We start from the raw sequence: 13,990 nt of genomic DNA on the forward strand, positions 1-13,990 counted from the left end.
AATTTTATCGCCCGGGAAACGGGGCAGCCTGTTAGCAAGCGCCGCCGCTTCACCCGGGACAAAATTGAGCCAATTTGAAGTCCCGCCGGCCTTGGGAGGCCGGCCCGTTCGGTCGGCTTGCGGCCTTCCAAAAGGGAAAACAACTTAAAGCCGAACCCGCATTACGCAACTAAAAACTTAAAAGTTTTTACTCGCGCCCTCCCGGCGGGCTTTCGCTCGGCCGGGGTGCAGGATCGGGCGGTTATTATGCCTTAGTTCGGCCCCGCGTCAACCCCCCCCTTTTCAAGGGTGGGCCACCCGAAGCGCCTGCTCTCACCAAGCGGCTTTCAGAGCCGGCAGACCCCAAGCCGCCCTCAACCGATCGTATTCCCCGAAAGGCAACTGCACAATCAACGGATCCCGGCGCGCATCCAGCCAGTGCAGCAGGCGGTTCAGGTCCGACGAAGCCATGGCGGTGCATCCCACCGTCCCTTGATCCGCCCCTGCCCAGAGGTGAAGGAAAATGCAGGACCCATACCCTGGAACCTGCCCCCAATTGTGTTCGACCATCACTCCGAACCGGTAACGGCCTCCGACTCGCTGCATCGATTCCGAAGTCGACCAATCGGGCCGCGCGACATCCTCCCGGTTTACGATCCGATTGTAATGTTTGGAGTGCGGATCATCGACCGCTTCCGTGGTTGAGGTAACCTGCCGGTACGGAAAGCGGAGAAATCGAACGCGATCCGGAGCCGCCAGGCCGAAGACCGAATATAGTTTAAACACCCCGGCCGGGGCACGGCGATCACCTTCAACCTTGTAAGGCGCTTCAGGCTCTCCCGTCCCGTGCAAACCGATGCCCCAACCGAGTCCATGGGCGCCAGTCACCGCCGGGAACGGTTTGCCGACAGGCTTCCAGGCAACGGATCCGCCTTCAGGACGGGAAAAGAGCTGGATGGTTGCCTTCGCATCATTCCAACCCCGGGTTGTTACCGTGATCAGTTGGCAACTGCGGCGAATTTCCGGAATGATAGGGTGAAGGTGAAGCAGACGCCGGGGACCCTTCGTCTCCATCCCGTCCACCTCAATTGAAGCGCCCATGCCCAAGCCTGCGAGCAACCAGCAACACAAGGGCGCCGTCCAGCTTTTCTTCATGTGACCATTAGAATGCCAGAAATGAAAAAGGGAAAGGCCCACGGCACGCCGGCGCTGATGCATTGTCCCTATTGCCGCACCGGCCTTACGTGGGGGTTGATCAGATGTCCCAATTGCAACGCGCGCATCTCGTACGGATGTAAGGTGCCGATCACGGGATTCTTCCTCTCCGTCGTCGTCGCTTTTCTCGCCGCAAGCAGCCTGATCGCACTCCTCGCAACCCGGGATACCGGGGGCAACCCCTGCATTTCCAACACCATCCTCGCCGGAATCGGTGCTTTTTCCGCGCTGCTCGGGCTCGGGTCCTGGCTGCTCATGCTCCGAGCGGCCCGGCGATCGGTGTCGTTTTCCCGTGACCGCCGGTTCGATTATTGACCAATGAAACCGCGGCCCGGCCGAGCGATCGGCTGCGTAAACATGCGCTAAGACTTCGTACCGGTGCCGGGCAACACCTCCTCAGGCGCGCCGAAACGGATTCCCTCGGTACGGAGCCGCCTGATCATCTCCTCAACGGCTTCCGGAACCCAGGTCCGGTCCTTACCTCCCAAGAAGTCGCCAACGCGATCAAGCGGCCGCAACCTGATCAAGCCGTCGTGCACGACGAAAATGCCGCCGCGATCCCTCTTTGCGACCCGCACATGCGTTTCAACCAACTGCCGGGCGCCCCGGTGACTGTACAAGGTATCAAAAGCAAAATGAGTCACCGGCAGGATCTGCAATCCTCGGGCTGCGGTACAGGTTCTGATTGCACGGGTAAGCCATCCACCCGGAGGCCGAAACCAACGGCTTAGGTACCCCGGCATTCCGCACGCGCGCCCGATTGCCTCATCGCACCGGCTGAGTTCCCGTTCTACCGCGCGGACCTGATGTTCCACCCGGTGCTGATAGGTATGATTCACGAGGAGATGGCCCGAATCACGCATCCGCCGCACCACCGCAGGGGCTTGTTCCGCCAAGCGGCCGATCAGGCAGAACGCCGCCCTAACCCTTTCGCGTTCCAGGACGTCCAGCAGCCGGTCCGTGGTACGGCCAAGCTCATTGGGACCATCATCAAAGGTCAACAGGACGACGTCGGCCGGCAGCCACGCCAGGCTTGCACGTCTGACCCAAATGGTGCCGGGGACGGAAGAGAATGCCACAAACTCGGTGCTCGATAACGGGTAGCGCGTAACGCGTAACGGGTTCGATCATACGACGGCATGGCAAAACACGGCAACCACGGCGAGAAAAGAAATACCAAGCTTGACATCCGGTATCCGGCCCTCGGAGCCGAACGCCGAACGCCGAACGCCGCACCGTACCCGCTACCCGCTACGCGTTACCAGTTACCAGTTACCCGTAACCGAGTTCGTGGCATTCATCTAAGCTTCATTTGCCAGTCCTTTTCCGGATGCACATGCCGGTTATAGAGCGGATGATCAAACCGGTGGTGTGCGAACAACTCGTCGTTCCACCACGCCGTGACGGGACGTTTGTGCATCAACCCGTGAATTTTCGCAATCTTCATCCCTTGGTGTGCGGCATTGAATTCTTCAATGGCCAGTAACTCACCCGTGTAACGGGAGTGCAACTCCAGATCGCCCCCGATCATATCGTCGAAGTAACAGAAGACGCGCGGCAAAAAGAAGGCGTGGTCGGCCTCCAGCAGGCCAAAGGTAGTCACCGTCGACGAGTAATAATCTGCATCAAACGAGATGAAGCCGATCGGAGCCGGCCGGTAATCGGGGATGAAGCTCGGCACCGTCTCAGTAAAGTCGCCCAAGACCAAGGTGGTTCTGCGCAAGCGGCGGCGAAGTGCCTCCACGTCCATCTGGAAAAATCCTTGCTGCCAGATGTACGGCAAATCCCGGTAATCGACCGGGGCAGGCATGCCGCGTCCGCTGTCAAAGCCATACGTGTCCACCCGCACCCCCGTTGCGGCCGCAATCTCCTCAGCAATGCCTTCAAGAGCCACAAGTCCATTCCCGCCGGCAACTCCGAATTCGATCGCGCTGATTTTCGTGATCCCGAGAGCGGCGGCCTGCAGCGACGCGTTATACACCCCGTAGGCGTAGTCCGGACGCGAGAAAAGGTCCCACTGCACCCGCCGGGAGAGAGGTTGGTTAGGAAGCAAGCGGATGATTTCGCGGATGAACTCCTTCGGGAAAGCCAGCTTAAGTAAAGATGACAGACTCATGGACGCCGTAAACGGGTAAAAAGCAAAGAGGGCTTAAACCCGACTGTCAACAACGTCACACAGCGAACACGGCGGAAGAAGGCGGCCATGACGTAAGAGTTCACACGGTCACACCATAAAGGCGGGCACAGCGTAAGAGTTCACACGGTCACACCACGGGCACAGCGTAAAGGCGGGCGCGGCCTAAGAGTTCACACGGCGAACACGGCGGGCCACGGCGAACACGGCGGGAAGACAAGTTACAGACTTGACATCGGCGACTCTTCCCCAAGCTCGCCCCCGACACCCGCTGTCATTTGTGGCGTTCTCTGCCGCCCCGAACGCCGAACGCCGAACGCTTTCCCCCTCTTCCCGCCGTGGTCGCCGTGTTCCGCCGTGGCGCCGTGTGAGTCTTTTACGTCGTGCCCGCCGTGTGACCTTAATCTGTGTCAATCTGTGTAATCTGTGGATGTTTTTTCTTTTCTGCGTTCCTCTGCGTGTTCTGCGGATGATTCCTGTCTTCCCGCCGTGGTCGCCGTGGCTCGCCGTGTTCGCCGTGTGAACTCTTACGTGGTGCCCGCGTCATTCCGCCGTGCCCGCCGTGTGACCGTGGGACGGCCTTTCCGGTCCGGACCCGCGAATTAAGGCTAACCGGGGGGTTTGGCGGCAGGAGGCGGAGATCAAAAATGGAGAAGGTCAGACTCGGGATCATCGGGGTCGGCGCGATGGGCGAGGTGCATGCGCAAAACATTCTCAACGGCAAGGTGCCCCGCTGTGAACTGGCGGCGATCTGTGACCGGCACCCGGAACGGCTGCAGCGGTTCGCCTCGATTCCCGGCTTTGTCTCGGTCGATGAGCTGCTGGCTTCTTCCGCCACGGATGCAGTCCTGATCGCGACCCCGCACTACTCTCATACCGCGATCGGAATTCAGGCACTCAACTCCGGGAAGCACGTGCTCGTTGAAAAGCCGATCTCTGTCCACAAAGCCGATGCGGAACGTCTGCTCGCGGCACACACGCGGTCCGACCAGGTGTTCGGGGCCATGTTCAACCAGCGCACGGATCCCTTTTTCCTCAAACTGCGCCAACTGGTGCAGTCGGGTGAACTCGGGCCGGTCCGGCGCGTGCACTGGACCATTACCGACTGGTTCCGAACCGAAGCCTACTATCAATCCAGTGCGTGGCGGGCCACCTGGGCGGGAGAGGGCGGCGGCGTCCTGCTGAACCAATGCCCTCACAACCTTGATCTGTACCAGTGGATCTTCGGAATGCCCTCCAGCGTGCGCGCCTTCTGCCATTTCGGCCGGTATCATGACATCGAGGTTGAGGACGACGTCACGGCCTACCTCGAGTACCCGGACCGGATGACGGCGGTGATCAACGCTTCGACCGGTGAGGCGCCCGGCACCAACCGTCTTGAAGTGGCCGCCGAACGGGGTAAGGTCGTGATTGAAAACGACCAGTTTCTGTTTACCCGGAACGAAGTGCCCATGAGCGAATTTTCGCGAACCGATCCGGGTCGATTCTCAGCGCCCGCAACCTGGGACGTCCGGATTCCCGTCCGAGGCCATGGCCCGCAGCACGATGGCGTTCTCGCCAATTTTGTGGCCGCCATTCTGGACGGGGCATCCCTGATCGCGCCGGCCCGGGAGGGCATCTTATCGCTGGAACTCGCCAATGCGTTTCTGCTCTCAACCTTGGAAAACCGCTCGGTGCAGCTTCCTCTGGACGGGACCCTCTTTGAACAACACCTGCAAAGGCTGATCGCGTCATCCAGCCAACAAAAGCCCAAGGTCGTCCGGCCGGCGGTGGATGATATGGCCAGTTCGTTCCGCTAACCCTTCACTGCGCCCCTTTTACGATGAGCCTCAGCCAAACCGGTTTCGATTACGCTCCCAAAGGCAAACCTCAACCCGTGTGCCGGCCGGGCGAATTCACGTTTGCGGCCGCCGCCCTTGATCACGGCCACATCTACGGACAATGCAACGGGTTGATTGAAGCCGGCGGCGAACTTCGCTGGGTGTATGACCCTGATCCGCTCAAGATCGAAGCCTTCCGGAAAACGTTTCCGCAGGCTCAGGTTGCCCAGTCGCTGCAGCAAATCCTGGATGACGCGGAAATCCGGCTGGTCGCATCAGCCGCCGTGCCGTCCGGCCGCGGACCGCTTGGGGTTCAGGTCATGCGCGCGGGAAAACATTACTTTACCGACAAACCCCCTTTTACGGAACCGGCTCAGCTCGAGGAAGCCAGGCGCGTCGTCGCGGAGACCGCTAAAAAATACATGGTTTACTACAGCGAACGTCTGCACGTCGAATGCGCGGTGTTCGCCGGTGACCTGATCGGGCAAGGCGCAATCGGCCGCGTCCTGCAGGTGCTTGGCTTGGGTCCGCATCGTCTCAGCGCCGGGAACCGTCCCCCGTGGTTCTTTGAGCGGGCGAAATACGGCGGCATCCTGTGTGATATCGGCAGCCACCAGATCGAGCAGTTCCTCTTCTACACGGGAGCCTTCGACGCCGTCATCACTTCGGCCCGCATCGCAAACTATGGCCACAAAGAATACCCGGAGCTCGAAGACTTCGGGGATGCTTCATTGATCGCCGACAACGGCGCAACGTCGTATTTCCGGGTGGATTGGTTCACCCCGGACGGCCTTCGCACCTGGGGTGACGGCCGCACGATGATTCTCGGCACGGACGGCTACATCGAACTGCGGAAATACATCGACGTTGCCCGCGACTCCGGGGGCGACCAGCTGTTTCTGGTGAACCAACAGGGCGAACAACACTTTGCTCTGGGCGGAAAGGTCGGGTTTCCCTTTTTCGGCCGGTTGATTCTCGACTGCATGCATGGAACCGAAACGGCCATGACCCAACAGCACGCATTCAAGGCGGCCGAGCTCTGCCTTAAGGCCCAAACCGCAGCCCGGCGCATCGAGTAAGGGTGAGGCATCAACGCCCGGAGAGCGTGCACCAGGTCCCCCCGGCAAATTATTCGTGTAACCAGGGACGGGCCGGACCGTCTCTCCGGGTACATCCTATGAAAAGGTTTCTTCTGATTATCGCACTCGTGATGGGCGCAGCCGCCCTGGGCGCGCCGCAGGCTAAGGCGGGGGTTTTCATCGGCTTGCCGCTTCCTCCGTTACCTATCCCGGCGCCGGGAGTTGCGTTTTATGGGCCCGGCTATTATGCCCCCGGTTACTACTACGGACCGTATGGGTACGGCTACTATCGTCACCCGTACTGGCGGCACCGGTACTGGGGCCGTGGTCACTGGCGCTATCGTTAATTAGCCGGTTGATCGATCGCCAAGTTTGCAGGGGCCGGCGGCAACCTCGATCAGGGGTTGCCGCCGGTTCGCTTTTATTGGTCATTCCGGGCCCGTGCAGGCGAGCGTGGCCAGGACCAGGACGGAATCGCGGAAAAATCGCCGAACGAAAGGTAAAAGAGGGGGAGGTATCCTCAGGCGCCGGGGCGGAACGCCGCGTGCTGTTGCACGCGGCGTTTCGCCTCCAAGCGCGAATAACTCTCTACCAAAAGGACACGACCTCTCAAAGGCAAGGGTGCAAGCGTAATTTAAAATGCCTGCAGGGATTTTGATCAGTATAAATGATTCTTAATTTTACAGCCGAGACCAGCCACGAACCCGTTGCTCACCGTCCCGTTTCCATGCTCCTCCCCAGGAAGCCGGCTTGAACGATCATTCTCCGCCTGTTCTGAATTACTCCACGCCGGGTGAGAACGCAGGTTCCCGGGCTGAAAGCCGAGACCCGAATTGGACTTCATGATCCTGCCGATCCTACTTTGTCCTGTATGCGAGCGTGCGTAATCCATCGTGCAAAGGACCTCCGCATCGAAGACCTCCCTGATCCGGCAAAGCTTCAACCGGACGAAGTTTTGGTCGGGCTCGGCGCAGGCGGGATCTGCGGATCAGACCTGCATTACTACCACGACGGGGGTGCCGGCGATTTTCGACTGCGCGAACCGCTGGTGTTGGGCCATGAGGTGGCCGGTGAGATCATGGCAACCGGCAGCGGCGTTACGGCGCTTGAGGCGGGACAACGCGTGGCGGTAAACCCGACGCGCCCCTGTTTTTCCTGCAGGGAATGCCGTGCCGGACGCGCCCACCTTTGTCAAAACGTCCGTTTTTACGGCAGCGCCGCGCGTTTTCCCCATGTGCAAGGGGCTTTTGTGGAGCGTTTTGTTGCGTCCGAACGGCAGTGCCATCCCATCCCGGACCACCTCTCTTATCCGGCGGCGGCGTGCGCCGAACCGCTCGCGGTGGCATTGCATGCCGTCACCCGTGGGGGCCCACTGCTCGGCAGCCGCGTGCTGGTCACCGGTTCCGGGCCGATCGGGGTACTGGTGGCCGCGGCCTGCCGGCTTGCCGGGGCGACGGAAGTGGTCGTAACCGATTTGTTTGGCGAGGCGCTCGCAGTCGCCCTGGCCATGGGCGCCACCGAAACCATCAACGTGAGCGAGGCCGGCTCCGGCGATAGCCGGCTTTCGCAGCTCGCAGACGAATTTCATGCCGTGTTCGAAGCATCGGGCAGCCCGGCCGCCCTTCAACTCGGGATCCAGGCGGCGCGCCCGCAGGCGAAGGTGGTGCAAGTCGGGATGCTGCCGCCGGGCAATGTCGCCGCACCACTCAACCGCGTCCTGGCTAAAGAACTCGCGGTGGTGGGCACGTTTCGTTTCTATGAAGAGTTTGGCTGGGCGGTGACGGCGCTGGCCGGCGGGCGTATCGACGTCACTCCCTTGTTAAGCGCGCAATTTCCGCTCGGGCGCGCGCCCGAGGCATTCGCCTTGGCGAGCGACCGGCGCCGGGCGATGAAAGTGTCGCTGGTGCCGGACCCTTAAGGGAATTCAGGAACCCGCTCGGGTTCGAGTGTTGAACCCGAGCGAACTTCGGAGTGGCTGCTCCTCTGAAAGGGGGTAAAGACCGGCTCGGCCTCGCCGGGCCGCGTCAGATGTGCGGCGCAAGCAGCGTCAGGTCGGCCGGGCTCAGCCGTTCCTTTGCATTTGCCACCTGGTGCCAGTAGGGATAAATCAATACCGGCGCGCTGACCTGGTCGAGGCGCTGACGCTCTTCGGGCGTGAGTTTCAGGTTAGCCGCGGCAAGGTTGTCAGCGAGCTGCGCCTCCGTGCGGGCGCCGATGACCAGGGAAGTCACACCGGGCCGGCCAAGCAGGTAAGCCAAGGCAACCTGCGCGGCGGACACCTCGTGAGCCTTACTAACTTCGACCAGGACATCAATGGTATCGTAAAGCTTTTCTTCGTTATGAATGGGAGGTTCGGCCCAACCCCCGAAGTGGCGCGAACCTTCCGGTCCTTGCTGGCCGCGGCGATATTTTCCGGACAGAAGCCCGCCGGCCAACGGGCTCCAGATCAGGATCCCGAGGCCTTGATCGATGGTGATCGGAACCAACTCGTATTCCGCTTCGCGCGCCTGTAACGAATAGTAAATTTGTTGGCTGACGAACCGGGCATAATTGTGACGGTCGGAAACGGCCAGCGCCTTCATCAAATGCCAGCCCGAGTAATTCGAGGCGCCGATGTAACGAACCTTGCCGGAACGCACCAGCGTGTCGAGCGCCTCCAGGGATTCTTCGAGGGGCGTCGCGCCGTCCCACTCGTGTAACTGGTACAGGTCGACGTGATCAGTCCGGAGCCGGCGCAGGCTTCGTTCGCATGACCGGATCAGGTGATACCGCGAAACGCCACCGTCGTTCGGCCCGTTTCCGACAACCATCCTGGCTTTGGTTGCGATCAGCACGTCATCCCGGCGGCCTTCCAGGGCCTGGCCGAGAATTTCCTCTGAAACACCCGCCGAGTACATATCCGCCGTGTCGAACAGATTCACACCGGCTTCCAGGCAAAGATCCACCTGACGCCGCGCACCCTCGACGTCTGTGGTGCCTATCTTATTAAAGACGCCGCGGCCGCCGAAGGTCATTGTGCCCAAGGTAAGCACCGAGACCCGCAAACCGGATTTTCCGAGTTGACGATATTCCATGTGGGCACCCCTACATCATGGTTGGACGGTCAGCGAATAAAGAAGCTCACTTCACGATCACGATCTTGGTCCGGTCGATCGTCAGGGCCACCGCGACGATCAGCACGAGGCCGAAGACGATCTGTTGGGCGAAGATGTTGATTCCGATAAACGTCATTCCCACCCGGACGATGGTGATGATCAGGGCTCCGACGACCGTGCGACCGATGCTGCCGGCTCCGCCCGTAATCGCCGTGCCGCCGACGATGACCGCCGCGATGGCCGGAAGCAGCAGTTCGTTGGCCAGGGTCGGCGAACCGCTGGACTGGCGGGCGGCGAGCAGGATGCCGGCCAGAGCGGCCAGCGCGCCTGAGCATGCGAAGGCGATCACCTTATGCAGGTTCACCCGCACCCCGGAGGCCCAGGTCGCGGCTTCACCGGCGCCGATCGCGATGCTGTAGCGCCCGAACGGCGTGTACCTTTGCGTCCAGGCTCCTACCGCGGCGACCGCGGCGGCGATCCAGATCACGTTGGGCACGCCGACGCTGCGGCCGGTAATCCCGCTGAGCAGGAGGCGCCCGTGTTCATCGATGACGATCGATCGTTCCTGCGAGAGCAGGAGGGCGGCCGCGATCACGAGGCCGCTCGTGGCGAGCGTGACGATGAATGAAGGGATGCGCAGCCAGACGTGGAGGATGCCGCTGGTAATCCCGGCCAGCAGGCCGGCCGCCAACGCGGCGAGACAAGCGAGGTAGCCGTAACGCGGCAGCAGCAACGCAACGATGACGCTGGCAAGCGAGCAGATCGCCTGGATGGAAAGGTCGATGCTCCCCAGGATCACGACAAAAGTCGTGCCGGCCGCCAGGATAAAAAGGGTGGCCGTGTCGGCGACGGTCACCAGCAGGCTTTCCGGGTTGAAAAAGCTGGGCCGCAGCACCCCGACCGAAACCACGAGGGCAACCAGCACCAGGACGGGCGCGACCCTTCGGAACCGGTCAGCGGCCCAGGCCTGCGAGCGCGAGTGGGGCACGGAGGTTGCAGGCATGCGGTTACACCATGTGGCGGATCAGGTCCACTTGCGCCGGTTTTGCCCCCCGCGGCGCGTCGAAGCGCGCCGTGATCTCGCCGTCACGCATGACCATGACGGAATGTGAAAGCCCGATCGTTTCTTCCAACGTGTCGGCAGTCAGCACGATCGCGAGCCCCTGCTCGGACAGCGTCCGGACCAGGTCATAAACCTCTTCTTTCGCCCCCACGTCGAGCCCCCGGGTCGGGTGATCGAGGATCAGGATCTGTGAACGGGCATTCATCCACTTTGCCAGGACCACCTTCTGCTGGTTGCCCCCGCTCAGGTTCATGCAGAGCGCGTCCACGCCGGGGGTGCGGACGCGTAATCGCCGGACCCACTCCTCTGCGAGAGCACGTTCCTTTTTGATCCGGATGGCGCCGGCCCGCATCACGCTTCGCAGGCTGGCCAGCGTCATGTTCGGCACAATGGGCAGCGGCATGATCAGGCCTTCAAACCGTCGCTCCCGGGGGATGTACCCGATGCCCAGGGCAGCTGCCTGATCCGGCGAGGTGAACCGGACGCGTTTGCCTCGTACCGTGAGCGTGCCGGCCGTGTGGGGCAGGAACCCGAACAGGGTGCGGGTCAGTTCCTCGCGTCCGGACCCGACCACCCCGGCGATGCCCAGCACCTCCCCTTCCCGCACCTGCAGCGTGACGTTGCGGTACGCGTGCCCGGCCGAAAGCCCTTCGGCCGCCAGCACGATGCGTTCACGCGGGGCCTGCTGGCGCGACTCGCGGTAGTATTGCGCATGCAGTTCGCGGCCGACCATGAGCTGGTGGAGTTCCGGGACGCTGGTCTGCGCCGCGGGCATCCCGGCCACCACCCGGCCGTCCTTCATCACGTAAACGCGGTCCGACACACTCAGCACTTCATCGAGCCGGTGGGAGACGAAAACAAAGCTGGCCCGGTTTCGCAGCCCTCGCACCCGGTCGAACAAGATGTCAATCTCCCGTTGTTCAAGCACGGAGGTGGGTTCATCCAGCAGGATGACCAGCGGCCGGTCAGTCCGTTCCTCCAACGCGAGCGCTTTGGCCAGCTCCACCATCTGGCGCTCGGCAAACGTCAGGCGAGCCGTCCGGGTGCGCGGGTCCAGGTTTACCCGGACTTTCTCGAGTTGCCGGCGCGCCGCGGCGTGCAACGCAGGCCAGCGGATGACGCCGGCCCCCGTAAAGGCGGTCTCCTGGCCCAGATAAATATTTTCGGCGATGCTGAGGTTAGGCAGCAACGATTGTTCCTGAAAAACGATGCCGATCCCGTGCAGGTTCGCTTCCCGCGGGCTGTTCAGCACGATCCGGGTTCCGCTCAGCGACAAGGTTCCCCGGTCGGCCCGGTAGACGCCGGCGAGAATGCGCATCAGGGTGGATTTGCCGGCGCCGTTCTCACCGACCAGGCCGACCACCTCGCCGGGCCGCACTTCGATGCTGACGTCATCGAGTGCCTGCACCCCGGCGAATGCTTTGCTGACGTTCTGAACCTGGAGCAATGCCTCAGCCATGACCGTCTATTTCGCGAATTTCAACCGCTGACGATCAGTCGAGCAAGCGACCGCGACGATGATGATCAAGCCCTGGACGGCTTGCTGCACGTCGGGTGAAATGCCCAGCAGAATCATGCCGTTGCCGATCACGGCGATGATCAGCACGCCCACGAGCGTGTTAAGGGCGCCCCCGGCGCCTCCGGTCAGAGCCGTGCCGCCCACCACGACCGCCGTGATGGTGGAAAACAGGCGGCCGTCACCGATCGTGGCGTTGCCTTGTCCGAGCTGCGCGGCGGCCAGTATGCCGCCCACCCCGTAAAATGCACCCGCCAGGGTAAAGACGGCCAGTTTCGTCCGCCGAACCGCGATGCCGGAGAGCAGCGCGAGATCTTCACCGCCGCCGACGGCAAAAGTGTGCCGGCCCAAGGTCGTGAACCGCTCGATCAACCACGCCACGATCAGCGTGCATAAAGCGACCCAGACCGCCAGCGGACAGTTCCAGATGCGCATCAATGCAAGGCTGCGAATCGCCGGGTCCAACACCCGGACGCTCGTGCCGCCCAGGACCAGCGTGGCCAGGCCAACCCCGATAAACCAACTGCCGAGCGTCACCATGAAGGACGGAATCCGCAGCCCCACGTGCACGAGCCCGTTTAAAAAACCGATGAGTGCACCCACCGCCACCGCCGCGAGCGGGCCCCACCACCCGAAGGCGTTGTGGTTATGATCGTTGCGGACCAGGATGGCCACCACCACCGCCCCCAAGGCGACCACACCTTCCACCGAGAGGTCAACGCTGCCAAGCAGGATAACGGAAGTCGCCCCCAGGGCGAGCACCAGCGGAATCGAGGCCGCGTTTGCGACGCGGATGAAGTTATTAACCTCGAAGAACCGTGGATTGCGCAGGCCGATCAGCACCGAAAGGATCACCAGCGCAAAAAAGGGCGCAAACGGCTTCAGGCGTTCCAGAAAGCCGGTAGGGTTGCTCGACGCCATAGACGGATCAGGGACACGGGAACAACCCCAGCCGGTGCGCTGCCCGCTTACGTCGCCAGATTACCCCAGTAATCGTTCCAATCGATCTTGGGCGTGTTCTCGACGAAATTCTTGTAATAGTCTTCGACGTTATCCTTCGTCACCAGGATGCCTTTGGCTTTGTAGTCACGGTGGTTATCCGGCTCCTTCGCAGGGTCGATCTTGCCGGAGCGCGCCGCGTACGCGAGGGAAAGGCCCATGCCTCCCTGCCAGTACGGATCCCAGGAAACGGTGGCCACCATGTCGCCGCTGCGGATGCTGTCGATGGCGAGCTTGATGCCGTCGATACCGGTAACCGGAATCTTGCCGGCCAGTCCTTCGGCCCGGAGGGCTTCCAAGACGCCGCTCGCCATGTCGTCGTTTGCCGCCCAGATGCCTTTGATGTCGCTGCCGAAGCGGGTCAGCCAACTGCTGGTGATGTTAAAGGCGTCCGCTGCCTTCCAGTTGGCGACCTGGAAATCGAGCAGCTTGACTTGAGGGTGCGCCGCGAGGGCATTTCCCAAACCCTCTTTACGCTCGATGGCCGGCGTGTTGGAAAGAATCCCGCCGAGACCCACGATGCCGCCGGAACCGCCCATTGCGTTGAAGAGCGCTTCGGCGGTTGCCTGGCCATATTTCACCCCGTCAAAATGAATGTGCGCAACGTAGTCCGGGTTGAAATCCTGCGGCCGCAAATCAGCCGGCTTGTTCCACTGCGTAACCAGGAACGCGCCCGCCTTGACGCACGCCTCCACGATCGGGCGGGCGTCGGGAGAATCGTTCGGGTCGACGTTCAACACCATATTCCCGCCGGTTTTGGCGAGAATGGCCCGGATGTCAGCAATGCCTTTCTCGCTGTTGCCTTCGGTAACCAGGGTTGCGTAGTCGCACCCGACGGCCTTCGCAAAGTCCTGGCCGCCCTGGTTCCAGGTTGCGTGGTAAGGGTTGGCCAGCGAACGGATCGAGTTTACCAGCACCGGTTTGACGGTGTTGTCGGCGGCAAAAACGCCGCGCGGCAGGACGCCGAACGCCGCCGCGGCTCCCGTGAAAGCGGCAGCGCGACGGATAAAGGTTCTACGTGGGATAGACAGACCTGGGGACTTGGGGGGATGGGCACTCATAGCTTTGTGTTCCCGTAACTCACCGGATT

The 13,990-nt window shown here is 61.8% G+C and carries 13 protein-coding genes; 5 read left to right on the forward strand and 8 right to left on the reverse strand.

Going from position 1 to position 13,990, the window contains the following annotated elements; all coding sequences use genetic code 11:
* Window positions 1–312: 312 nt before the first annotated feature.
* The gene (locus tag JO015_13665) at window positions 313–1,134 is read right to left on the reverse strand and encodes a hypothetical protein (protein MBW0000144.1); all 822 of its coding nucleotides are present in this window, start codon (window positions 1,132–1,134) and stop codon (window positions 313–315) included.
* 21 nt (window positions 1,135–1,155) lie between these two features.
* Between JO015_13665 and JO015_13670 the strand changes: the two genes are divergently transcribed.
* Window positions 1,156–1,509, forward strand: coding sequence for a hypothetical protein (locus JO015_13670; protein ID MBW0000145.1), 354 nt, complete (start codon window positions 1,156–1,158; stop codon window positions 1,507–1,509).
* Between the two features lie 47 nt (window positions 1,510–1,556).
* Here the strand turns inward: JO015_13670 and JO015_13675 are convergent, their stop codons facing one another.
* Both JO015_13675 and JO015_13680 read right to left on the reverse strand, forming a co-directional pair.
* The gene (locus JO015_13675; protein ID MBW0000146.1) at window positions 1,557–2,273 is read right to left on the reverse strand and encodes a polysaccharide deacetylase family protein; all 717 of its coding nucleotides are present in this window, start codon (window positions 2,271–2,273) and stop codon (window positions 1,557–1,559) included.
* Window positions 2,274–2,491: 218 nt separating this feature from the next.
* Window positions 2,492–3,310, reverse strand: coding sequence for a hypothetical protein (locus tag JO015_13680; GenBank protein ID MBW0000147.1), 819 nt, complete (start codon window positions 3,308–3,310; stop codon window positions 2,492–2,494).
* 665 nt (window positions 3,311–3,975) lie between these two features.
* On the opposite strand from JO015_13680, the gene JO015_13685 reads away from it, so the two are divergent.
* The 4 genes from JO015_13685 (at window position 3,976) to JO015_13700 (ending at window position 8,145) form a co-directional block, all read left to right on the forward strand.
* Complete coding sequence (locus JO015_13685) at window positions 3,976–5,127, forward strand: Gfo/Idh/MocA family oxidoreductase (GenBank protein MBW0000148.1); 1,152 nt, start codon at window positions 3,976–3,978, stop codon at window positions 5,125–5,127.
* A gap of 23 nt (window positions 5,128–5,150) precedes the next feature.
* The gene (locus JO015_13690) at window positions 5,151–6,227 is read left to right on the forward strand and encodes a Gfo/Idh/MocA family oxidoreductase (protein MBW0000149.1); all 1,077 of its coding nucleotides are present in this window, start codon (window positions 5,151–5,153) and stop codon (window positions 6,225–6,227) included.
* 98 nt (window positions 6,228–6,325) lie between these two features.
* A complete protein-coding gene (locus JO015_13695; GenBank protein MBW0000150.1) occupies window positions 6,326–6,574 on the forward strand; it encodes a hypothetical protein in 249 nt (82 codons plus the stop codon).
* 524 nt (window positions 6,575–7,098) lie between these two features.
* Window positions 7,099–8,145, forward strand: a complete 1,047-nt coding sequence (locus tag JO015_13700; GenBank protein MBW0000151.1) for an L-idonate 5-dehydrogenase — start codon at window positions 7,099–7,101, stop codon at window positions 8,143–8,145.
* Window positions 8,146–8,251: 106 nt separating this feature from the next.
* Here JO015_13700 and JO015_13705 read toward each other — a convergent pair whose 3' ends face one another.
* From JO015_13705 to JO015_13725, 5 genes are read right to left on the reverse strand one after another with little or no spacing between them, the layout of a single operon-like run.
* Entirely contained in the window at window positions 8,252–9,301 is a 1,050-nt protein-coding gene (locus JO015_13705) for an aldo/keto reductase (protein MBW0000152.1), read from the reverse strand.
* A 46-nt stretch (window positions 9,302–9,347) separates the two neighbouring features.
* Window positions 9,348–10,325 (reverse strand): ABC transporter permease, encoded by a 978-nt coding sequence (locus JO015_13710; GenBank protein ID MBW0000153.1) that lies wholly within the window; start codon window positions 10,323–10,325, stop codon window positions 9,348–9,350.
* A gap of 4 nt (window positions 10,326–10,329) precedes the next feature.
* Window positions 10,330–11,832 carry a sugar ABC transporter ATP-binding protein gene (locus tag JO015_13715; protein ID MBW0000154.1) on the reverse strand — a complete coding sequence of 501 codons (1,503 nt, stop codon included), beginning with the start codon at window positions 11,830–11,832 and terminating at the stop codon, window positions 10,330–10,332.
* An 18-nt stretch (window positions 11,833–11,850) separates the two neighbouring features.
* Window positions 11,851–12,822: an ABC transporter permease gene (locus JO015_13720; GenBank protein MBW0000155.1), complete on the reverse strand. Its 972-nt coding sequence runs from the start codon at window positions 12,820–12,822 to the stop codon at window positions 11,851–11,853.
* Between the two features lie 47 nt (window positions 12,823–12,869).
* Window positions 12,870–13,961: a sugar ABC transporter substrate-binding protein gene (locus JO015_13725; GenBank protein ID MBW0000156.1), complete on the reverse strand. Its 1,092-nt coding sequence runs from the start codon at window positions 13,959–13,961 to the stop codon at window positions 12,870–12,872.
* Between the last annotated feature and the right edge of the window lie 29 nt (window positions 13,962–13,990).

The sequence above is a fragment of the Verrucomicrobiota bacterium genome, assembly GCA_019247695.1.
Taxonomy (GTDB): Bacteria; Verrucomicrobiota; Verrucomicrobiia; order Chthoniobacterales; family JAFAMB01; genus JAFBAP01.

Excerpts from the sequence above, each read along its gene's own strand:
- JO015_13695 (MBW0000150.1), top strand. The coding sequence starts at position 6,326 with ATGAAAAGGTTTCTTCTGATTATCGCACTCGTGATGGGCGCAGCCGCC.
- JO015_13710 (MBW0000153.1), bottom strand. The coding sequence starts at position 10,325 with ATGCCTGCAACCTCCGTGCCCCACTCGCGCTCGCAGGCCTGGGCCGCT.
- JO015_13690 (MBW0000149.1), top strand. The coding sequence starts at position 5,151 with ATGAGCCTCAGCCAAACCGGTTTCGATTACGCTCCCAAAGGCAAACCT.
- JO015_13685 (MBW0000148.1), top strand. The coding sequence starts at position 3,976 with ATGGAGAAGGTCAGACTCGGGATCATCGGGGTCGGCGCGATGGGCGAG.
- JO015_13665 (MBW0000144.1), bottom strand. The coding sequence starts at position 1,134 with ATGAAGAAAAGCTGGACGGCGCCCTTGTGTTGCTGGTTGCTCGCAGGC.
- JO015_13680 (MBW0000147.1), bottom strand. The coding sequence starts at position 3,310 with ATGAGTCTGTCATCTTTACTTAAGCTGGCTTTCCCGAAGGAGTTCATC.
- JO015_13670 (MBW0000145.1), top strand. The coding sequence starts at position 1,156 with ATGAAAAAGGGAAAGGCCCACGGCACGCCGGCGCTGATGCATTGTCCC.
- JO015_13700 (MBW0000151.1), top strand. The coding sequence starts at position 7,099 with ATGCGAGCGTGCGTAATCCATCGTGCAAAGGACCTCCGCATCGAAGAC.
- JO015_13705 (MBW0000152.1), bottom strand. The coding sequence starts at position 9,301 with ATGGAATATCGTCAACTCGGAAAATCCGGTTTGCGGGTCTCGGTGCTT.
- JO015_13725 (MBW0000156.1), bottom strand. The coding sequence starts at position 13,961 with ATGAGTGCCCATCCCCCCAAGTCCCCAGGTCTGTCTATCCCACGTAGA.
- JO015_13720 (MBW0000155.1), bottom strand. The coding sequence starts at position 12,822 with ATGGCGTCGAGCAACCCTACCGGCTTTCTGGAACGCCTGAAGCCGTTT.